This is a genomic window from Clostridium tagluense (assembly GCF_003865095.1).
Taxonomy (GTDB): Bacteria; Bacillota; Clostridia; order Clostridiales; family Clostridiaceae; genus Clostridium_AD; species Clostridium_AD tagluense.
The window spans coordinates 77,676-100,572 of record NZ_BHYK01000007.1 but is presented as its reverse complement, the minus strand read 5'-3'; the positions used below and the strand labels follow the sequence as shown (position 1 = coordinate 100,572).

At 30.9% G+C, this 22,897-nt stretch carries 20 protein-coding genes and 1 riboswitch; of the genes, 4 read left to right on the top strand and 16 right to left on the bottom strand.

The features are described from left to right. Positions 1–20: 20 nt before the first annotated feature. From Ctaglu_RS08085 to Ctaglu_RS08030, 12 genes are all read right to left on the bottom strand, one after another. Entirely contained in the window at positions 21–1,313 is a 1,293-nt protein-coding gene (locus Ctaglu_RS08085) for a helix-turn-helix transcriptional regulator (RefSeq protein WP_124999856.1), read from the bottom strand. 223 nt (positions 1,314–1,536) lie between these two features. Beyond that, complete coding sequence (locus Ctaglu_RS08080) at positions 1,537–2,826, bottom strand: homoserine dehydrogenase (protein WP_124999854.1); 1,290 nt, start codon at positions 2,824–2,826, stop codon at positions 1,537–1,539. Between the two features lie 49 nt (positions 2,827–2,875). Then, the gene (locus tag Ctaglu_RS08075) at positions 2,876–4,189 is read right to left on the bottom strand and encodes an aspartate kinase (protein ID WP_373861666.1); all 1,314 of its coding nucleotides are present in this window, start codon (positions 4,187–4,189) and stop codon (positions 2,876–2,878) included. Positions 4,190–4,217: 28 nt separating this feature from the next. Then, positions 4,218–5,708: a threonine synthase gene (thrC, locus tag Ctaglu_RS08070; RefSeq protein ID WP_124999850.1), complete on the bottom strand. Its 1,491-nt coding sequence runs from the start codon at positions 5,706–5,708 to the stop codon at positions 4,218–4,220. A 15-nt stretch (positions 5,709–5,723) separates the two neighbouring features. After that, positions 5,724–6,941 carry a cofactor-independent phosphoglycerate mutase gene (locus Ctaglu_RS08065; protein ID WP_124999848.1) on the bottom strand — a complete coding sequence of 406 codons (1,218 nt, stop codon included), beginning with the start codon at positions 6,939–6,941 and terminating at the stop codon, positions 5,724–5,726. A gap of 596 nt (positions 6,942–7,537) precedes the next feature. Continuing rightward, positions 7,538–8,314: a 4,5-DOPA-extradiol-dioxygenase gene (gene ygiD / locus Ctaglu_RS08060; RefSeq protein ID WP_124999846.1), complete on the bottom strand. Its 777-nt coding sequence runs from the start codon at positions 8,312–8,314 to the stop codon at positions 7,538–7,540. A 326-nt stretch (positions 8,315–8,640) separates the two neighbouring features. After that, the gene (locus Ctaglu_RS08055) at positions 8,641–9,264 is read right to left on the bottom strand and encodes a DUF3793 family protein (protein WP_124999844.1); all 624 of its coding nucleotides are present in this window, start codon (positions 9,262–9,264) and stop codon (positions 8,641–8,643) included. A 63-nt stretch (positions 9,265–9,327) separates the two neighbouring features. Continuing rightward, positions 9,328–9,597: a FeoC-like transcriptional regulator gene (locus Ctaglu_RS08050; protein WP_124999842.1), complete on the bottom strand. Its 270-nt coding sequence runs from the start codon at positions 9,595–9,597 to the stop codon at positions 9,328–9,330. 115 nt (positions 9,598–9,712) lie between these two features. Further along, positions 9,713–10,339: an HD-GYP domain-containing protein gene (locus tag Ctaglu_RS08045; RefSeq protein ID WP_124999840.1), complete on the bottom strand. Its 627-nt coding sequence runs from the start codon at positions 10,337–10,339 to the stop codon at positions 9,713–9,715. Positions 10,340–10,434: 95 nt separating this feature from the next. Further along, the gene (gene feoB, locus Ctaglu_RS08040) at positions 10,435–12,486 is read right to left on the bottom strand and encodes a ferrous iron transport protein B (RefSeq protein ID WP_125000055.1); all 2,052 of its coding nucleotides are present in this window, start codon (positions 12,484–12,486) and stop codon (positions 10,435–10,437) included. Positions 12,487–12,518: 32 nt separating this feature from the next. Continuing rightward, positions 12,519–12,743 carry a FeoA family protein gene (locus Ctaglu_RS08035; RefSeq protein ID WP_125000053.1) on the bottom strand — a complete coding sequence of 75 codons (225 nt, stop codon included), beginning with the start codon at positions 12,741–12,743 and terminating at the stop codon, positions 12,519–12,521. A 26-nt stretch (positions 12,744–12,769) separates the two neighbouring features. Beyond that, a complete protein-coding gene (locus Ctaglu_RS08030; protein WP_124999838.1) occupies positions 12,770–12,997 on the bottom strand; it encodes a FeoA family protein in 228 nt (75 codons plus the stop codon). Between the two features lie 118 nt (positions 12,998–13,115). Between Ctaglu_RS08030 and Ctaglu_RS08025 the strand changes: the two genes are divergently transcribed. From Ctaglu_RS08025 to Ctaglu_RS26465, 4 genes are all read left to right on the top strand, one after another. Beyond that, positions 13,116–13,757, top strand: coding sequence for a helix-turn-helix transcriptional regulator (locus Ctaglu_RS08025; RefSeq protein WP_124999836.1), 642 nt, complete (start codon positions 13,116–13,118; stop codon positions 13,755–13,757). Between the two features lie 127 nt (positions 13,758–13,884). Further along, positions 13,885–14,100: a FeoA family protein gene (locus Ctaglu_RS08020; RefSeq protein WP_124999834.1), complete on the top strand. Its 216-nt coding sequence runs from the start codon at positions 13,885–13,887 to the stop codon at positions 14,098–14,100. Between the two features lie 130 nt (positions 14,101–14,230). Beyond that, positions 14,231–16,177 carry a ferrous iron transport protein B gene (gene feoB, locus Ctaglu_RS08015; RefSeq protein ID WP_124999832.1) on the top strand — a complete coding sequence of 649 codons (1,947 nt, stop codon included), beginning with the start codon at positions 14,231–14,233 and terminating at the stop codon, positions 16,175–16,177. Beyond that, positions 16,177–16,317, top strand: coding sequence for a FeoB-associated Cys-rich membrane protein (locus Ctaglu_RS26465; protein ID WP_124999830.1), 141 nt, complete (start codon positions 16,177–16,179; stop codon positions 16,315–16,317). The genes feoB (Ctaglu_RS08015) and Ctaglu_RS26465 overlap by 1 nt, the downstream gene beginning before the upstream one ends. Before the next feature lie 62 nt (positions 16,318–16,379). On the opposite strand, the gene Ctaglu_RS08005 is transcribed toward Ctaglu_RS26465, so the two are convergent. The 4 genes from Ctaglu_RS08005 to Ctaglu_RS07990 form a co-directional block, all read right to left on the bottom strand. Further along, positions 16,380–17,132: an NYN domain-containing protein gene (locus Ctaglu_RS08005; protein WP_124999828.1), complete on the bottom strand. Its 753-nt coding sequence runs from the start codon at positions 17,130–17,132 to the stop codon at positions 16,380–16,382. Positions 17,133–17,438: 306 nt separating this feature from the next. Further along, complete coding sequence (locus Ctaglu_RS08000; RefSeq protein ID WP_233439719.1) at positions 17,439–17,783, bottom strand: hypothetical protein; 345 nt, start codon at positions 17,781–17,783, stop codon at positions 17,439–17,441. Between the two features lie 167 nt (positions 17,784–17,950). Further along, a riboswitch (NiCo riboswitch) is annotated at positions 17,951–18,045 on the bottom strand. A 109-nt stretch (positions 18,046–18,154) separates the two neighbouring features. Further along, complete coding sequence (locus Ctaglu_RS07995; protein ID WP_124999824.1) at positions 18,155–19,261, bottom strand: alanine/ornithine racemase family PLP-dependent enzyme; 1,107 nt, start codon at positions 19,259–19,261, stop codon at positions 18,155–18,157. A 454-nt stretch (positions 19,262–19,715) separates the two neighbouring features. Next, a complete protein-coding gene (locus Ctaglu_RS07990) occupies positions 19,716–22,673 on the bottom strand; it encodes an EAL domain-containing protein (RefSeq protein ID WP_124999822.1) in 2,958 nt (985 codons plus the stop codon). Positions 22,674–22,897 lie beyond the last annotated feature (224 nt).

Genomic DNA, 22,897 nt, shown 5'->3' with positions numbered 1-22,897 from the left:
CATATCCCTTGTAAAATCAGTTACATATTTATTAATTTATTCAAAGTTTTTAATCTATTCTTACATTTTTCCATGTCATTATTTTCAATATTTACAAGTGCTAGCTTATTTGATATTTTAATATAAATCAATAGTACTGATTGGATATTCTCTCTAGAACTCAATATGTCTAACATTTCTTCGTATAAGTAAATTAACCTCTTGTTATCACATAAATCTATATATATTTTTTCAAGCATATTAAAACTCGATATTGTATACTCTAAATCCTTATACGCAACTGACATATCAAATCCTTTTGTTAAAAGATTTGTAGCTTCATTCACTATTTTATTTTTTATAAACACATTAGACTTATCTATTAAAGTACGATGCAATTTAGATTTATCACTTACTTCTCTTAGTTCTTGTGATTTATCAAAATAAAACAATGAATTTTCACAATCATTTACTTCTAAATATGCTAATGCTAAATTATTATATATATTTCCTAACATTGGATATCTTAATTGATCCTTTTTATTTAACATTTCTTTATAAATTTGTATAGATTTATCGTACTTATTTTTAGAAAAATAACAGTTTGCTTCCAAAACTCTAGCATCGATTATATCGAAAAAATCTATATCATAATCACATATATCTATGTACTTGTTTATATGCTCAAGCGCATCATCTATTTTGTTTAGTTTTTTATATACTAGTGCCATATTATATAGCGAATTCCTTTCAACTAGTCTGTAATTTCCTATAATTGATAAATTGTATGCCTTTGTAAAAAAACTTAAGCTTTCAAAGTACTCCAACATTTGCAATCTACATCTGCCTAATTTATTGTAAAGAAAAGCTTTTTCTTCTATACTATTAATACTATTATAAAAGATTAAAGCATCATAATAATAAGTAAATGCTTCACTACATTTACCACGGCTATATAATATATTTCCTTTCTTTACATACAATGTTGATAAGATATCTAACAAACTATACCGATTGCATACATCAATTAAATTATCAATTTCATCCATGTATAAGGTATCATTTATTTTTTCATTGCAATATTCTATAGCTTCCTCCTGTGGACTTTTTAGTAGATACTTTTCATCTATATCTAAATCTGTCCCAATTTCTTTTGATTTTGATTTAAATATTTCTATAAGCAATTCTGCAGTTTTTAAGCTTAGTTTTCTTTTGTTATTTTCAACCATGCTGATAAAGTTTCTAGATACACCTATTGACGTTAATTCTTCCTGTCTTATTCCAAGAATTTTTCTCAAGTTTTTAATTTTTTCACCACTGGTTATAAATTCCATACTTTCACCTACTTTATATATTAATTTGTCTATTCTTTAATTCTATTTGCGATTCTAAAAATGCTATTCATTCCTTTAACTATCAATATTCAATAAATATTAATTTGATCCTTTTTTAATATAAATAGTATAACATACTAGAGTCGTTTGTCAAAAAATTACTTTTGAAAAATTAGCAAACAAAAGTTGGTAATATAATTACCAACTTTTGTTTTTAATTTCTTTAATTAAATGACTCTATCCTTATTATACTTTCAACTCTGTTTACATTTTCTAGTGATTTTATTTTTTCAAGGGAATTTCTTATATTCTTTTCTGTACTTTTATGAGTAATAAATGCTAGTGGTACATCATCTTCACGGCTTACATCTTGAGTCATGGATATAATGCTAACATTGTTTTCACCAAAAATTTTTGCTGTATCTCCTAAAACTCCTGCTCTATCTTTAACATTAAGTCTAATATAGAATTCCGCTTCATTTTCTTCTGGTTTTTTTATTTCTTTAAAATTAGATTCCTCGCTTACTTCACTTATGTCCGCTGGCTTTACATTGTTTCTTAATATGGATATTATATCACCTACAACTGCACTTCCAGTTGGCAAATCTCCTGCTCCTCTTCCATATAACATTAGTTCTCCCACTGCATTGCCTTTTATCATAATGGCATTAAAGACATCATTTACATTTGCCATAGGATGATTTGAGGGTATTAGAGTTGGATGTACTCTTAGCTCTAATTTACTATTTTCCTCCTTTGCTATTGCCAGTAATTTTATTGTATAGCCAAATTTTTTAGCATATTCTATATCCAGTGAACTAATACTTCTTATTCCTTCTCTATAAATGGCATCATGATTAATTTTAGTTCCAAAGGATAATGATGCCATTATAGCAAGCTTATACACCGCATCATAGCCATCTACATCAGATGTCGGATCTGCTTCAGCATAACCTTTTTCCTGTGCCTCTTTTAATGCTTCCTCAAAGCCGATTCCATCATTAGTCATTTTACTTAATATATAATTAGTTGTTCCATTTATAATTCCAATTATCTGCTGAATTCTATTGGCTGTAAGACTCTCATTAATTTCTCGTATTATTGGAATCCCACCAGCCACACTTGCCTCATAATAAAATAAAACCTTTTCCTCCTCAGCTATTTTAAATAATTCATCGCTCCAGTTTGCAATAACTAGTTTATTAGCAGTTACAATATGCTTTTTAGCTTTCATAGCGCGTATCATATATTGCTTTGCTTCACCGCGTCCTCCAATGAGTTCAACCACGATTTTAATACTTTCATCATTAATAATATCATCAATATTGTCTGTTAATATTTCCTTAGATATAGCAATATCTCTTTTTTTATTTATATCTTTTACTAGTATTTTAGCTACCTCTATTTCGTAATTAGAACGTTTCATTATTTCTTTTTTATTTTCCTTAAGTATTTTCCAAACGCCTGTGCCAACATTGCCAAAACCTAAAATCGCTATCTTTACCTTTTCCATATCGCTTTCCCCCTAGTAGTTGAATTTATTACAGAAAATCAACTGATTATTAATTCTCAAAGGCCTTATACACAGCCCTAATTGCATTTTCAAAATCCTCATTTTCTACACCAACAAAGATGCTGAGCTCACTAGATCCTTGATTTATCATTCTAATATTTATATCATTTTTTGATAAGGCACTAAATAATCTAGAAGATATTCCCTTAGTCTTTATCATGCCTTCTCCAACTACTGCTATTAAGGCCATATTAGGATAGGCTATTAATGAATCTGGTTTACATTGATTTTCAATTTCTTCTAATATTATATCCAGCTTATTGTCCAGCTCCGCATCGTCAATTACCAATGAAACTGAATCTATCCCCGATGGTATATGCTCGAAAGCTACATTATTATTTTCAAGAATTGAGAGAATCCTTCGTAAATATCCTATATGCCTGTTCATAAGAGTTTTTTCAATTGCTATAACTGTAAAATCTTTTTTTCCTGCTATACCTGTAATCTTTCCAACCTTAACCTCTAATTTATCATTTAAAATAGTAGTTCCCTTCTCTAAGGGATTATTAGTATTTCTTATATTTATTGGAATTCCATTATTCTTAACAGGAAAAATTGCTTCTTCATGAAAAACATTTGCACCCATATATGAAAGTTCCCTAAGTTCTTTATAGGTTACCTCTTCAATATGTTTGGGGTTACTCACGATATTAGGATCTGCCATTAAAAAACCTGATACATCTGTCCAGTTTTCATAAACTAGCGCCCATACACCCTTAGCAATTATTGCTCCTGTAATGTCTGAGCCACCTCTTGAGAAGGTCCTTATTTCACCATCTCTAGAAGCACCATAAAATCCTGGTATTACTGCTTTTTTTACCACTGATAATCGCTTATTTACAGCATCATAGGTTGCTTTCTCGTCCAAACGTCCACTTTTCTTAAAAACAATAATCTCAGCAGCATCAATAAATTCATACCCCAAATATTCAGCGAGTATTAAACCATTAAAATACTCCCCCCTACTTGCTACATACTCTTGCGAAGCTCCATTAATTATTTTTTCCTTAAGCTCTCTTAAATACTTTAAAATATCTATGGAAAGATTTAATTCACTACATAAAATAGTATATCTTCCTTCAATTAATTTAAATAATTCATCAAAGGGTAGTGATTTTTCCACATGTTCATGACATAAATATAAAAGATCTGTGATTTTATAATCACCACTGTTTCGCTTACCCGGAGCTGATGGTACAACGTAGGCCCGCCTATTATCGGACAAAACAATATCTTTTACTTTTTTGAATTGCTCACTATCACATAATGAACTTCCACCGAATTTCGCAACTATAACTTCCATAATTTATGCCCCTTACTGTTTTATAATTTTATATGTTAAGTATCTTTTCTATTTGCATTTGCATTTCATTTTTTGCACATTTAGTTTTGTGAAGCACAGGTCTCTTTTCTAAATCCACTATGCCTGCTGGAATATCAATGTTCGTCATTCTACTCAGCTGCTTTATTAATTCAAAGTCATTTAATCCTACATATTTTGCATCTATTGATTTCATAACATCTGGTGTGAATTTATAAGGGCTTGCAGTAGATACAATAACTGTCTTTGTAGTGTCCTTTGTCTCTTTTAAATACTTTTGATAAACCGCATAGGAAACTGCTGTATGTGTATCAATTACATAATTATTAGCTTTATAAACTTCGGTTATTGCATACGCCGTCTCTTCTTCATTTGCGTAACCTCCATAGAAGTCTACTAGCCCTTTTTTCATAATGCTATCAATTTCATATTTACCATCTACTGAAAGGTCTTCCATAAGGTTTTTTATCACTGCTGCATCTTGTCCACTAATAGAATATAACAACCTTTCAAGATTACTTGAAATCAATATATCCATTGAAGGAGACATAGTAATTACAAAATCCCTTACTTTATCATAGATGCCGGTATTTATAAACTCAAATAAAACCTTATTTTCATTTGAAGCACAAATTAATTTTTTAATTGGTAATCCCATTTTCTTTGCGTAATATCCCGCTAATATATTGCCAAAATTACCAGTAGGAACAGAGAAATTTATCTCCTCCCCTATTTCAATGTCCCCTCTATTACAAAGCTGTGTATACGCATAAAAATAATATACAACCTGAGGTATTAGCCTTCCTATATTTATTGAATTAGCTGATGAAAACATACTATTTTTCTCTTCTAATTTTTTTAGAAGATTAGCATCCGTAAGCATCTGTTTAACTCCATTTTGTGCATCATCAAAATTTCCATTAATACCTATAACAAAGGTGTTATCCCCAGTTTGTGTCACCATCTGCCTTTTTTGAATCTCACTTACACCCTGCTCTGGGAAAAATACTATTATCTTTGTGCCCGCAACATTTGCAAATCCTTCCAATGCGGCCTTTCCAGTATCCCCAGAGGTAGCAGTAAGAATAACCATCTCTTTATCATTATTCAGCTTTTTTACTGCGGTTTTTAATAAGTATGGCAGTATTGATAATGCCATATCTTTAAATGCTAATGTAGGTCCATGGTATAGCTCTAAAAAATATGTTCCACCATATTTTACTAGGGGTGCAATAATAGAAGTATCAAATTTTTCATCATAAGCCTTATCTATACACATTTTTAACTCATCTTCCTTATAATCCGTTAAAAATTCTCTCATTATAGTTAATGCTAACTGTTTATAATTCATATGCATAAGATCTTTAAGCTTGGTGTTTAACTTTGGGATTGATGTGGGTACAAAAAGCCCACCATCTTCGCTAAGTCCCCTTGCAATAGCTTCTGCAGAAGTTACGGCCTTTTCATTTCCTCTAGTACTCTTATAATATATTTGTTTCATATTATTAACTTCCTCCTACCTAATACCTTTTAAAAAATAATCCATTAGCTTATATCCTTCTGGAAAATACAGACCTGTATCTTTTGCCACAAATTCATCATAACATCCATTAGGATTGTCCTTCTCGTCATTACTTTGATATATTAAAAATGGAACAGGATCACTTGTATGTGTTCTGAGAGATAGAGGCGTTGGATGATCCGGAAGTATTATCATTTTATAATCTTCACCTAATCTATCCATTTCTTCTTTAATAACCTTTACTATTTTGTTATCTATGTATTCTATTGCTTTGTATTTATTTTCTATTTCATATCTATGACCACATTCATCTGGAGCTTCAACATGAATATAAACAAAATCATTTCCCTTTGCAAGCTCAGCCATTGCCGCTTTTGCTTTGCCTATATAATTAGTATTAATATTCCCAGTGGCTCCCTCAACATCAATAATATCTAAGCCTGCACAAAGTCCTATGCCTTTTATTAAATCAACTGCAGAAATCACTGAACCTTTTAAATTATATTTTTCATTGAAATTAGATAAAAGAGGTCTTTTACCTTCACCCCAAATCCATATGGAGTTAGCTGGATTTAATCCCTTTGCCACTCTTTTTTTATTTATATCATGCTGAGATAGAAATTGACTACTTTTCTTTGTCATTTCTTCAATTACTTCACTATTTAAACCCTTAGGCATATAATCCTTTACTTTCTTACCCAGAATATCATGTGGTGGTGTAAGCTTCCATTCGTATGGCCCATTATCCCATATCATAAGATGTCTATAGCTAATACCTGGATAGAATTTTATTGCCTCAGTGCTTAAATACTCACTTAGTGCCCTTATTAATTCCGCTGATTCCTCAGTTGTTATTTCACCGGCACTATGGTCCAGCATAATCTTTTCCGCGTAAGGCTCTCCTTCAGATAAAGTTACCAAATTACATCTAAAGGTAATGTCTGTATCTAGCATAGGGACTCCCATGCTTGCTGCTTCAAAAGGTGAACGTCCACTATAATATACAAAGGGATCATAGCCAAAGACAGCCATATTAGCTGTATCACTGCCTGGAGGCATACCTTCTGGCACAGTTTTAACCATACCTATAATACCGTGCTTTGCCATATAATCAATAGCAGGAGTACTCGCATATTGAATCGGTGTTTTGTTATTTAATTCTTTCATAGGGTAATCTGCCATTCCGTCTCCTAGTACTACAATATATTTCATATGTTAACCCTCCTTCTTTTGATTTTTTAAGTAGTTTTATCTATTATAGTATAAATTTATCTATAAATCAAAATTTTAAGCTAAAAATGAATAATTTTTTTTTAGAAACCGTCATTTTCATGAAAAATAAGAAAATAAAAAATTTTATAAAGGTTCTTCCATATACAAATTATTAGGTTTAAATAGGATATTCTTATGAATATCATACATTTAACAAATACTACACATATTCTTAATAATGCCGTAACAATTTTATGTTAATATACATTTATAGGTTAGTAAATTAAAGCGAAGTCCCCCTTTACTTTAATAATAAATGCTGTGAAGTAACATTTCACAGCATTTTCTTTTATTTAACTATATTGCCCCTTATACATGATAAATAAATTGCCTCTAGGATATATTATATTTTCTTAATATTTAAAGATACTTTACACATTCTTCATTGTATCGACATAATTCTATGTTATCATTTATTTATAAGTTAATAACTTAATAAGTTGTTAACTTATTAGATTAAAAATTAAAGCAAAGTCCCCCTTTACTTTAATAATAAAGGCTGTAAAGTTATAATAACTTTACAGCCTTTTCTTTTGTTAACCAATTTGTATACTAGTCATAGACATTGAACTATGTTGTATACCTTTATATATAAAATTAACTTCATCTGATTCTTCTTGCAATCCCGCTATATAAAGTAAGGGCAAATAATGTTCTTTAGTAGGTACAGATAATTCAGCACTTTTACCTAATTTTTCATAGTGGATAATATTATCATGCATTCTACTTACAATAGCCTCTGAAATATAATTATCAAATTCAGATGCCCAGTCAAAGGGTTTTGCATCCATTTCATAATTCATAATTCTTAAGTTATGAACTATGTCTCCACTTCCTATTATTAAAATTCCTTTTTCGCGAAGGGAAGATAGTTTTTTTCCAAGGTTATAATGGTAGTTCGCATCACCTAACCTGTTTAAGCTCATTTGAAATACAGGGATATCAGCTTTGGGATACATATGTGTTAATACAGACCAAGCCCCATGGTCCAGCCCCCATTTTTCAGTGAGCATAATATTAGAATCTGCAAGTTCCGTCGCAACCATCTGGGCATATTTTTTAGCACCCGTTGGGTTATATTTAATATTATACAGTTCCTCAGGAAACCCATAAAAGTCATAAATCTGTTTAGGCGAATCACTTGCTGTAATGCACGTACCCTCGGTCTCCCAATGGGCAGAAATAACTAAAATTGCTTCTGGCTTTGGTATATTTTCTATTGATTTACAAATAGCTTCCGTATAGGAATTGTTTAAAATTGCATTCATGGGACTACCATGTCCAATAAATAATACAGGCATTTTTTTATTCATTTATAATTACCCCCTCATAAAATTTCATACACTTAGTGTATCACAAATATATTTTTTTCACATGGATTAACATACATAAAATGTTGATTACCTAATCTCAATAACTTATTTATTTAAATCAAAAAAGCTCTTGATAAATCAAGAGCTTAGATGGTTACTAAATTCAATGTATTTTTCTTTAACGACATTTCAGAAGGAAAGTCTCCCACTTCTATAAGTGGGAGTTAGAAGCTATACCAAATAGAAAACTTCACTGGGGGGATAACAATTGAGAATTGTTATCTACTCCAGAGCCCTACAAGGGGGTAAATTTCCTTCTGAAGTCGTTAATTGCAGCATCGCAGATGATGATTTAATAGTTCTGTGGGTTTCATACCTCTCATCATTAATTGTATAATAGAATGCTTTATTTCATCATACTTACTAAAAATAACTTCTGCACTTTCAATATCATGATATACTTTCCAATAGCCTACCATTTTACATTTAGTATTGGGATAATCAACAAAGGATGTCACATCTTCTATAGGATATCCTAGAAAAACCCCAATTTCATGAGGGCACATATATTGGAATCTTTCCCCTAAAAGCGACAAGCATTGCTTAATATCCATATTTTCCTTGTATCCAAATCTCTTTAAGAATTCCATGTTTTTCTTATCTCTTATACTTAGATTAATCTTTTCTTTATTATAAAATAATACAAAGGTATTTGTTGTATCCTTTTTCAATTCAAAGTAATCAACATCTAGTTTATCTTTCACTTCATTTTTATATTTTTCCCATATATTATTTAAATTTCTATTACTATTACTGAAATTAATTAAAGAGGACGTCTTATGTTTTCTTATAGTTGGTGCCGCATTACGTATTATTACTGAAAATAGGTATTCCAGGTCATCATAATCATCTACAATCTTTAAAAATTTACTTAACTCTTCTATTTTCATAAAACACCCTCCATTAATTTTGCATTCAAAATATTTTTAAGCTTTTAATAACAACCCACACATTTAGTTGCATATTGCTTTCTTACCTTTTTCTGTAACTTTCCATATGTTAATATCTATGCTTTTACTACCTGAGCCACAACTCTTTTTACTAGAACAGCAACCACACCCATCTCCACAACTATTAATTTTTTCTTTTTCAATATATCCCATATGTAAAAGCTTATCTATCATCTGCTCAATTAAACTTTCATCTACTCCTAATTCTATAGCCATTAATTTATTTGAGTATCTGCCACCTTTAGCCAATGACTTTAATATTTTAATCAACATTTTACCACTTCCCTTTCCTAAAAATCATCATCTGCGATGTCGTTAAATCTTGTCTAATAAACAAAATATTTTATTAGCACCCATATCCTATTACCTTTATAAATATAAGCGTATCTTATACTTGAGCGTTTTTAGAATCCAAAAACTTTCTTACAGTATTCATGTTGTCTACTATATATTGGACTACCACAGGATCAAACATTAGTCCTGTATTAATAGTTATTTCATTAATGCATTCTTCAAAACCCATAGCTTTTCTATAAGGCCTTTCAGATGTCATAGCATCAATTGAATCACATACTGCAATTATCCTTGATCCAAGTGGTATAGTAATTCCAGATAGTCCTTCTGGATACCCTTTACCGTCCCATCTTTCATGATGATAAAGAACAATTTTGCTTATATACTTTAATCTTTTTGATTTGCTTAAAATATTAAAACCTATTTTAGGATGCATTTTTATATATTCCCACTCGTGAGGCAATAACTTCCCATTTTTATTTAAGACTTTATCCGGAACTCCTATTTTACCTATATCATGTAGATGCGCTGCTATATGTATGTTTTGAAGTTCACTTCCTTTAATTCCAAAGCCTTTTGAAAGTTCATAACTCATGGATGCAACTCTTTCTGAATGACCACTTGTATAATTATCCTTTGCTTCAAGAGCTGTTACTAAACTTTCAATTATGTCGTGATATATTTCTTTGTCTCTAAATCTAGGTAACAATTTTCTAAACATTTCATATCTCCTTAATTTAATTATGAATATTATTTTCTATGTGTACCCATGAACGCTTAGAAAAAATTATTTTTACACCGTATTTTTTTATAGACTTAGTTAAATCCTAACAATTTCCCTAATTGATATACTAAAACTGCTAATACCCAACCAATTATAGTAGTATAGGCTACAACTATCCATGCCCATTTTTTTGAATTTGTCTCTTTTCTTACTGCAACTATTGTAGCTACACAAGGTACATATAGCAAAGTCATTATCATAAAAGAAAGCGCTGAAAGAGGTGTGAAAGCTTGCTGTATTGCTGCTGTAAGAGATGCACCTTCACCAGTAACTCCATATATTGTACCTAGAGTTCCAACAACTGCTTCTTTTGCAGCAAACCCAGTAATAAGAGCTACTGCTGATTGCCAATTACCAAAACCAGCTAAAGTAAATACTGGTGCTATAAATGAGCCTATTACCCCTAAAATACTATCCACACTTCCAGCTTGAACTCCTAATGGTAAGTTTGAAAGAACCCAAACTACTATAACCACAGTTAATATAACTGTACCCGCTTTTTTTAGGAATGATTCTGATTTTTCCCACATGTGAATTAAAAGTCCTTTAGCTGTTGGTATACGATAAGGAGGTAATTCCATGACAAAGTATGATTCTTCGCCTTTGAATACTTTATCACTTAAAAATTTACCTAATAATATTGCAACTACAATTCCCAATACATATAGTAGAAAAATAATAATACCGCCTAAATTGAAAACTCCTAATTTTTCATCTGCAAAGAATGCACCTACAAATACCCCATATACTGCAAGCCTTGCTGGGCAAGACACAAACGGATTTATAAGAATCGCTATCATTCTATCTTTTTTACTTTCTAATGTTCTTGTAGACATTATTCCAGCTACATTACATCCGCCACCAATTATTAGCGATACTGCAGTCTTTCCATGAAGACCCACAGCATTCATAAGTCTGTCCATTACGTAAGCTGCTCTTGCCATGTATCCACTATCTTCAAGTAAGGCTATAAGAAAATACATGGTTAAAATCATTGGAAAGAAAACAAGTACCGCACCTACTCCACCTATAATTCCATCTGTTAAAAAGGAAGTTAATAATTCTGGTGCCCCTATATTACTTAAGGTAGTTGCAAGCCACGCTCCTACTGCTCCAAAGCCTTGATCTAATATTCCTCCTAAGAATTCATTTCCAAAGGTTATAGAAACTTGATACATAAAAAACATAATAGCTGCAAATATAGGAATTCCAAGCCACTTGTTTGTAATAATTTTATCTATTTTATCAGATGTACTTTCATTTCTAACTTCTTCTCTTTTTACACATTTATTTATAAATCCGCTAATAGCCTCATATCTTTTATCTATTAAAAAAGCGTCTGGTTCATATCCTATAACAGCTGTTAACCTTTCAATACTTTTTTCTAATGAACTACTTATTGTCTTATAATCATCTCTTTGTTGTAAACCCTTATTAACATAGGCATCATTCTCTAAAAGTTTTATAGCTGTCCATTCAGTTGGATATCCAAGGGCCGTGGACGCTTTATAAGTAGCTTCTTTTAAAATGTGAACTTCCTTTTCAATATCCTTACCATATTGAATTTTATAACTACTAGCTTTTCCTGATTCATTAATTTTCAGGGCTTCCTTTATGATATCTTTAACTCCCTCACCCTTTGTGGCAATGGCTTCAATAACAGGTATATCTAATAATTTAGATAAATTCATTGTATCAATACGAATATTTTTGCTATTTGCTTCATCCATCATATTTAAAACTAAAATAACCTTTGCTCCTGTCTCCAGCAGTTGCATTGTGAGATATAAATTTCTTTCAATATTAGTAGCGTCAATAATATTAACTACCACATCTGGCTTATCCTTTAATATATAGTTGCAAGCCACCACTTCATCCTCTGAATAGGCACCCAAACTATAGATTCCTGGTAAATCCACTACCGTTACATTTCTACCTTCAAAGTTAAGTTTACCTACCTTTTTTTCAACAGTAACTCCAGGCCAATTACCCACATGCTGCTTAGAACCAGTTAATTCATTAAATGTACTCGTTTTACCACAGTTAGGATTTCCAACCAAAGCTATTACTAATTCACTATTCATGTTGCTTATCATTCCCTTCAAATCTGTTATTTTTAAACTTCCATAACTAAAACCTTTTGAGCCATTCCTCTTCCTAAAACAAAACGGGTTTGTCCCAGGCCTATTATCAATTGGCCTGCATCATTTTTTAGAACTTGAATTAATGCGCCTTTATTTACTCCCATTTCCATAAGTCTCTTGCACATCATTTCTCCGCCATGAATATTCACAACTTCTGCAATTTTCCCAGTACCTATAGCATTTAAAGGAATACACATGCTATTCACTTCAAAACCCCCTTTTTTTATACTAATTCCACTAAAATATCTTTAGCCTCATTTTTTCTAAGAGTTAATTTATATCCCCTAACTTGTATTTCTATAGGGTCTCCCATAGGTGCTTTGCCTTCCACTATAATTTCTACACCATTTGTTATGCCCATGTCCATTATCCTTCTTCTTACTTTACTACCTGTTACTATTTGCATTACTTTAACCTTTTTTTTAATTTCTATTTCATTTAATCCTTGCATTTTATCTCTCCTCATATCAATTGATATTGATTATTGTTCTTATTTGCATTATAATACTTTTAAGTTATGTTTTTTTTAAAATTATTACTATACTTTTTAAGAATATTAAGGAGATGCTATGAAAAATTTACTAAATCACACTGAACTAGCCTTAAATATTAGAAATGACAACTTAGAAAATGCCAATTCCCTATACATAAAAAAGACAAATGTACTTTTATCTTTTTCCACTAACCCAAATGAATTAAAAAAACTGCTGTATTCAATGAACATCTTTATATACACTTATTTTTGTATCAATAGTTCAATACCCTTAGAGGATTTATGCAGTAAGAACCTAAAATTAATAGACAACTGTCATTCAAAGGATGATTTAATTACTTTAGGAAAGGAAATTATTAAAAGTTACATGGATGTCATCAATAATAAATCAATATCTGAAAATGAAATTGTAAAACACGCGCTTACTTATATACACTCAAATATCGAAAAAAAAATAACCTTAGAAAAAGTTGCTGCTCATATTCATATAAGTAGCAATTATCTATGTTGTCTTTTTAAAGAAAACACCGGTTTTAAATTTTGTGAATATATAAACATATGTAGAATAAATACAGCAAAAGATTTCTTAGACAACTCCTCTAATGCATTAGACATAATTTCTTTTAAATGTGGTTTTAATAGCCAAAGCCATTTTTCTACCACTTTTAAGAAATATGAGGGTGTTTCTCCTAATGAATATAAGAAAAGGACAAGATAGGACTCACTCATTTTTATTTAATTACAATTTTAAATTCCCAATCTATTGACATTTTCATTTGAAAATGATATTCTTTATCAGTAAGTGTTGGATAAGTACTCAGACAACACAGTGAGGTGATTATATTATGGTATTATCAAAAGCAAAGATTGGTCAAACTTTTAATATTAAAGCAGTTGAGGGTAAAGAAAAAATGAAAAAATTTCTTTTTACTTTAGGTTGCTTTGAAGGAGAAGAGATTACTCTTATTTCTAAACTTGCAGGGAATTATGTGGTTAATATTAAAGATAGTAGATACGCACTTGATGAAAACATGGCAAAATCTATTATGTTATGTACATAATACAGTTGTTAATTTTTTTATTTAATATTATGTCATTAATATGCTATAAACTATAGCATATTATTTTTGCCAGGCTATTGATAATGATTATTAATATTAAATGAATTTATATAATAAGGGGGAATTTACAATGAAAATAGCATTAGCGGGTAATCCTAATTCAGGGAAGACTACACTATACAATGGTATTACTGGAAAAACAGAACATGTAGGAAATTGGTCTGGTGTTACTGTAGCAAAGAAAGAAGCAAATCTTAAAAAAAAGTATAATCCTAAAGGTCTTGATGTAAGAATCGTTGACCTTCCAGGTACATACTCCATTTCACCCTTTACTGGTGAAGAAGCAATTACTAGAGATTTCATCTTAGAAGAAGCTCCTGATGTAATCATTAATATTGTTGATGGCGCCAACGTTAGCCGAAGTCTATTTTTTACAACTCAGCTTCTAGAACTGGGAATTCCAGTAGTCATTGCTCTTAATAAAAGTGATATTTTATCCAAAAGAGGCGATACTATAGACCAAAGCATTTTAAGTAAGGCCTTAAATTGTAAGGTTATTGATACCATTGCCACATCAGAAAATGGTTTACTAAACTTAATTAATGAAGCTATTAATCTTGGCCAGGAGAAAAAACCTCAAATTGCAGCAGTTTTTGCAAATAAAGATTCTGATATTGCAAGACAAAAGTTTGTAGATGGACTCGCCCTAAAATGTCAGGTTAAAAAAAGAGACGCCAGTAAGGTCACCTTATCTGATAAAGTAGATAGAATTGTAGCACATAAATGGTTAGGCTTACCTATATTTTTTGTTATCATGTGGGCCGTATTCGCATTTTCTATAGAAGGGCTGGGTGGATACCTATCAGGCTATTTTAATGACGTATTATTTGGAGAAATTGTTCCAAATGCCGCAAATGCTTTTTTAGGTGACCTCGGAGTTAACTCCCTATTGCAAGCCCTTATTGTAGATGGCGCCATTGGTGGAGTTGGAGCTGTTGTAGGATTTTTACCTCTAGTTATGGTATTATTCTTTTGCTTATCACTGCTTGAAGATTGTGGGTATATGGCTAGAGTAGCCGTAGTAATGGATCGTTTTTTCAAAAAAATCGGACTATCCGGCAAATCTATTATACCAATGATTGTAGGTTCTGGTTGTGCAATTCCTGGTGTTATGGCCACAAGAACAATAGAAGATATTAATGAAAGAAGAATGACTACAATTCTTACTCCTTTTATACCTTGTGGTGCTAAGCTGCCAATTATAGCACTGTTTGTAGCCGTATTTTTCCCTAAAAATTCTTGGGTTGGACCCAGTATGTATATTATTGCAATTACGGTGATTGTACTTGGCGGACTTCTACTCAAGAAAATTTTTGTATGGGACAACACATCTCAATTTATTATGGAACTCCCAGATTATAAATTGCCTAGTTTAAAATATGCCTTTAATCAAATGATGGACAAAGCAAAAGCTTTTATTTATAAAGCTGGAACAATTGTACTTGTGTGTAACACCTTGGTATGGTTTGCACAGGCATATAGCTGGAATCTTAGCCCCGCTGAAGATCAAAGTTTAAGTATCCTTGCTTCTATTGGGTCAGTAATTTCTCCAATTTTTATTCCCCTTGGCTTTATTGGATGGCAGCTGGCAGCTGCAGCAATAACTGGTTTTATTGCCAAAGAAAATATTGTTGCTACATTTGCAGTACTACTGGCTGTTACTTCAGAGGAAGCATTACATTTGCCTGGAGGAGTATTGACGCAATTTTTTACACCGGTGACAGCTTTTGCATATCTTATATTTAATCTATTCACTCCACCTTGCTTTGCAGCAATTGGAGCTATGAATTCAGAAATGGGTTCAAAAAAATGGTTATTTAGAGCTCTGGCTTTCCAGTTTGGTGTTGGGTACACTTTAGCCATGCTAGTAAACCAAGTTGGGTCACTTATAGTATATGGCAAACCGGCAGCAGGTTTTATACCAGCTATAGGGATAGCCGCTATTACTGCTATTTTCCTTGTTATAACCATTAGAAAATCGGATTCTAAACGCGCTGAATTAGGAGTTGAAGTATAATGCTTGTGAATATAATCGTTGGTTTGGTTTTTGCGTGTATTATAATACTTGCTTTTAAAAAAGTTTATACTGATACCAAAAATAATAAATGCAGTTGTGGTAGCAGCTGTTCTGATAAAAGTAAGTGCCACAAACGCTAATTACCATAAATATAAAGAGGCGATACGTCAAAATTTCTTTTGATGTATCGCCTCTTTATATTTTATTCCTTATTTCTAATATATTTAAGACTTATACTTGGATTGCTAGTTTTGGTTGATCTAATCTCAAACTGATTTAAAGAAGCTACAAAAGGTGTAAGCTTTGTATAACCATAGTTTCTTGTATCAAAATCTGGATACCTCTTATTAAGAGTGCTACCTAATTCCCCTAAAAATGCCCAACCATCTTCATCTGAAATCTCAGTTATAATAGTTTTAATAGCCTCTATTAATTTTTCTGTACTTGTCATACCAAGTTTTGAATCTTCTTGTATTTGTACCCCTTTAATAGTCGTGGTTTCAGTGTTTTTTGGCGACATTGAAGCTAATACCTCAAGATATTTAAACTTCTCACAAGCCGAGATGAAAGGTGTAGGAGTTTTCTTTTCTCCCATGCCAATAACATACATACCCGCTTCCCGAAGGCGCGCTGCGAGTTTAGTAAAATCACTATCACTAGACACAATACAAAACCCATCAACATTTTTTGAATAAAGTATATCCATGGCATCAATTATAAGGGCTGCATCTGTTGAATTTTTCCCTGTTGTATAACTATATTGTTGTATTGGGCTAATAGAATAATTAAGCAATACATTCTTCCAAGATGCTAGTTGAGGTTTGGTCCAATCCCCATAAATTCTTTTATATGTAGGTGTTCCATGGTTTGAAATTTCGTCAATTATATACTTTATATATTTATCAGATACATTGTCAGCATCAATCAAAACTGCTATCTTTTTATCCTTTTCCATTTTTGTCTCCTTTACACCTTAATGTCTTTAAACTATTTTACAGAAAATTTATTACACCATTACTTTAAAATAACATACTATTCTATACAATTCTACAAAATCGTAAATATTCCTTCTTAATTTCTATAATTATTGTAATCATGTATAATTCCCATCATTATATCATTAATTAAAGCAATTACACACTTCACATAAGGTTATAAAATAATAAAAATGAGAAGATGTCCTAAAATAAAATCAAATATACCCCATAGATTAGAAAAACGAAGAAAATCTATAGGGTACACTTGTTATATTTTTTTATTCTTATACAATATGAATGACAATTGCGATTATCAAAGAAAAGGCTAATGCACGATGTACTTTAAGCCACATTCCTTTGTAATTTTTATTTATATATGTTCCATAAAATCCTAAACAAAATATGGTAGCCATAATTAAGGCTGCAATTATCCCGGTTATACTAATACGATTAGATGAAAAAGCAATGAAAAAATGAGTCAATACAGATACTACAGCTATTGTCCCTACTAATTTATGATTTTTAACAATTATCCTCATTACTTTTCTATACATATCAACTAGTTGCTTTTTTTCCTTTCCTAATTTACTAATATATTTTTTATTAATATATTTGATAAAAAAATTCAAAACTGCTAAACCAAAACTTATAGCTGTTATCCATCCTAAAAACCCTATTAAATCTACAGTGTTTATAATATAAATTCCCCCTTATGATTTTATATTTAAAATAACTCATGGCATTTCAATCTTCAGAGATGTTCTAGAAATGGGTACAAAAAACCCGTAGAACAACAAACTGTCCCACAGGTGTGTAATTTTAATCCTGTTGCCATTTAGGCCCAGCCCCACGAACCTTTTTACGGTTCATCGCCTGCTCAGTTTTTACTATAGAATTAAATGCAATTCAAAGAAATTTAATTAAATGTATCATATGTACTATTATTTGTCAATATTTTTTCATTTATACCTTAATACCTTATTTATTCTATTTACTAGCCTTATATGAAAACCTTTGGTATGTCTGCATATCCACTTAAATACATCATTGGTGGGTAGTACATTATAAAATCCAGTATATCTCCTAATTTAGTTTCAATATCGCAATCTTCAATATCTATAATTAAGTGATCAGAACTACTTCCAATAATTTTAACACCTTGTTTTAGTGGAATTAGCTTATCATGCAAAACAAAATCCTGCTTTCCCACTGCAAGTAACGCTCTTTTTCTTATTCCATTATCCTCATAGGTTGGTTTATTTCCAAAAGCATCAATAAATATTTCTCCAATAGGATGTGTAGGTTTACGTTTTATTTCAACCACCTGAGCTTTAAGTGTAAAAGTATCCTTATGCATATGTTTCATATCATACCCCCAAAACTTCTCTAAATCCTCTGCTAATAGCATTCCTTCACCAATTCTTAAATTATTTATTCTTTTAGGCATTTGCCCATCTAATATTAAAGGTAATGAAGTTGTAGCACCTCCAGAAATCATCTCTAGTCTCCTGTTTATTTTGCTCTCAATTATTTCAGCAACGCTACAAAGCTTCCCTAAATTTTCTTCTGTAGGCCTTATTGACCCATAACACCCTAAATTAGTCCCTACTCCATATAACTCAACATTTTCAAGATGATTTTCCACATATTCTGCTAATTTAATGAATTCTTCCTCATCAAATACACCTTCTCTTAAATCTCCAAGATCAAGCATTAAAATCACCTTATGTTTTTTGTCTTGCACTTCACATTCCTTTTGAATCATATTCAATGTTTCTAGTTCAGAGTTTAGACTTATAGCCACAAACTGAACCAATTCTTTTATTTCACTAAACATTGGAATTCTAATCATCATAAAAGGTTTTTCTATACCACATTGTTTTAGTTTAATTATTTGGTTCATTCTTGAAGTTGCTAAATAAGTACATCCTGCACGTTCAAACTGCTTCACAACCTCTGGTATTGCATTAAACCCCTTAATCACTCCCGCAATGCTTATTCCCTGAGACTTACATAAATCAACCATATATTTTACATTTTCATATACATGCTTCAAGTTTATTTCAAGCATTGGATATTTAAACTCTGAATAAGTTTTTTGATTCATACAAATTCCTCCCAATCTCCTCAGCAAATTTATAGCTTTTAAAATAAAATAATGCAATTAAAATCACTTTATTTTTAAAAAACATCCAAAATTTTACTTGTTTTCTTTCTATAAATGAAACCTATATAAATATATTTACAAAATTCTCACATGAAAACGCTACTTAACTCATTGATAAATCAACACTTTTCAGCATTATCATCTAGAAAAAGCCCCTTAAAAACAATATAATGTAAATGATGACAAATACAAAAAATATCAGATTTAAGGGGATTTAGTCATATAAATAATATATCACAAAAAAATTAAAATGAAAACGTTTTTACAAGGTTAATAGTGAATTTTATTAAGCAATTATTACATTAATTTTTTTTAACCAGTGCTTTTCTAACAAGCAAATAAAAAATCCAGTTGAAGTAAATCTACATCACTTCAACTGAATCTTTTAAATTTTCTATTCTTTTAAGTTTGAAGCTAATAATTTTTCAGCATCTATCACTGACAGTGGCCTGCTAAAGTAATATCCTTGTATATAGTCACATTGTTTTTCTTTAAGTATTGAGAGCTGCTCCTCGGTTTCCACCCCCTCGGCTACAACTTTTAAATCCATGCTATGAGCCAATTGAATTATAATATTAATAATCGATTTATTTTGTTCATTTGAAGTTATATTATCAATAAAGGATTTATCAATTTTTAAAGTAGATATTGGAATCTTCATTAGATAGTTAAGAGAAGAATACCCCGTGCCAAAATCATCTAGTGCAATTCTAATACCCATATTCATCAATTCTTCCAATATCTTTATATTAGAATCAAGGGACTCCATAAGGACAGTTTCTGTGATTTCAAGTTCTAAGATATTGGGATTAATTCCTGTAGTTTGAAGAATACTTTTAACTTCTTCTAAAAAATCAATTTGATGTATATCTACTGAGGAAACATTGACACTTATACTCTTAAACTTATAGCCTGCCTGAAGCCATTTTACGCTTTGTGTACAGGCGCCCTTAAGTATCCATCTGTCTAGCTTACTTATATATCCTGTTTCTTCAGCTATGGGAATAAATTCAGCAGGAGATATAAATCCCAGCTCTGCGCTATTTAGCCTGAGTAGTGCTTCAAAGCCAAACATCTCATTTTTTTGTGCATTATACTGTGGTTGATAGTTTATACTTAACTCATTATTTTCAATGGCGCTCCTTAATATTCTATCAATACAGGTCTTTCTTTCTAATTTCAAGTACATTTCTTCGTCAAATCGAGCAAATCTATTCTTACCCAATTCTTTTGCTTTGTACATGGCTGAATCAGCCTTTTTTAAAATAGTATCCATGTCAGTTCCATCTTTTGGATATATTGCTATTCCTACACTTGCAGTAATATAGATTTGTTTGTTTTCAATTTGAAAAAAATCATTAAATAGGTCTAATAATCTTTTTGCATAAACTTCTACTTCAGCCTCTTCATAATAAGGATGAATTAGTATAAATTCATCTCCACCTAATCTGCATAGTGTATCATTTTCATTTATTATAGAGTTCAATTGTGTTGCTAAGTATGTTAATAATTTATCCCCATAATTATGGCCCATAGTGTCGTTTATATTTTTAAAATCATCTAAATCTATAAAAAACACAGCTCCTTGTGATTTTTTAAGTTTGGCCATTCTTAATTGATCCTTTAGCTTCTTCATGAAAAGCGTTCTATTGGGAAGTTTAGTAAGAGCATCATAATAAGCCATAAATTTTATTTTTTCTTCCGATTTTTTTCTATCTGTAATATCTGTAATAGACCCAGCAATCTTTATGACTTTCCCATCTGAGTCTCTTAGAGCCTTGCCTCTATTATATACCCATATATAAGTACCATCATTAATTTTCATTCTAAATTCAGATTCATAAATTGAAGTTTTATTATTAATATAATTTTCAAAATCCTGCAACGCACTAGGTAGATCTTCAGTATGAACAAGTTTATCAATAAAGGAACTTATATTGAAATTATTAGTTGAACTATACCCTGTACTTTCGAATAATTTTTCAGAAGCAAAAAAATCACCAGATTTTAAATCGAATTCCCAAATTGAATCATTACATCCTTCTATAGCAAGTTGATACCTTTCATCACTAATTCTTAATGACTCTTCCTTGTATTGAAGCACCGAATACTGTTCACGAATTTCTTCTTCTGTTGCTGATAACTCTTCATATACTGATAATAACTCCTCATAACTAGAACTGATTTTTTTAATCATAACATTAAATCCAATTCCCAATTCTCCAAATTCATCTTTAGTTTGCATATTTATAGCTCTAACTGCTAGATTCCCTTTTTCAGCTTCATGCATTAATGAAGTTAACTCTGTAATTGGTTTGGTGATATGATTTGTAAAAATAAAAGTAAAAAATATAGTTAATATGAATACACTTAAGGTTACTAAAAATATGAAATATTCAGTTTTAGTTATCCATGCAGTAAGCTCGCTTTTTGGTATAACTGAGGCCATCTTCCATCCTGTATAGGGCGAAGAATATACATTAACTAATACTGGTTTCCCCTCTATAAGGGTTTCAAAACCAGAGTTATTTTCAATAATTAGCCTATTATAATCTTTAATGGTATATTTTAAATATTCACCAGTTTTAGCATCTTTATAACCCTTTTGATTTAGCAACTGGATATTTTTAAAGTTAAATTTGCTATTAGGATGAGCAAGTATTGTTCCATCTTTTGAAAAAAGAAACGTATATCCTGTGTCACCAACCTTAACACTATCTATTGTCTTAAATAATTTGTCTAAATTTATATCAATACCCATTACTCCTATAATATTTCCATATGTATCCTTAATAGCTGAAGATGCACTTATTACTAATGAATTAGTTCCGTCAGCGGTGGTATATGGATCTGTTATTACTACCTCTCCGGGCTTAGATAAAGCCGACCTATACCAAGGTCTTACCCTAGGGTCATAATTATTAACAGTTGGTCCATCTGGCCATTTAATATAGCCTCCCCATTTAGTCCCCATGTATACATAGGAGACATCTGGATGAGTTGTTCCATAGTTTTCAAAATCATTATAAATAGTACTTTCTATCCCTGGTATTTGTTTGGAATCTTTTTTATATGATTTGTCTTTTGGGCTGTTAGGTAAAGGAAGTATTGAATCATCGACTTTTCTTACATCCACAGATGATGCTAGAAATCTGTTATTGTCTTTTATTTGTTTAAACATACTAGAAAAGGTATTGTCCACTTGTACCATTTGTTTTCTGGAATCTGAGGATAAATCTTCTTTTAGGAAATTGTAAATATAGTTGCGGGTTATTAAAGCTATTGGAATAGATGTAACTAATATAATTGTTACAAAATATAAAAATAATTTGCTTCTAAAAGTAAGCTTCATAACTCCACTCCTTATATATTTAGGTTTAATGTGTCTTAGACTAAAGTGATTAACTTATAAAAATATTTTTCTAGTCCTTATGCCCTATATAGGTACAATTGTAGCATATTGTAATAATGTGTCAATAAAAATATTTTGATAAAAGAATATATTGTTAATACAGTTTGTATTACTGTTTTCTTATCACTAAACTTAGGTTATAAGTCTTTATATAATGATAAAAA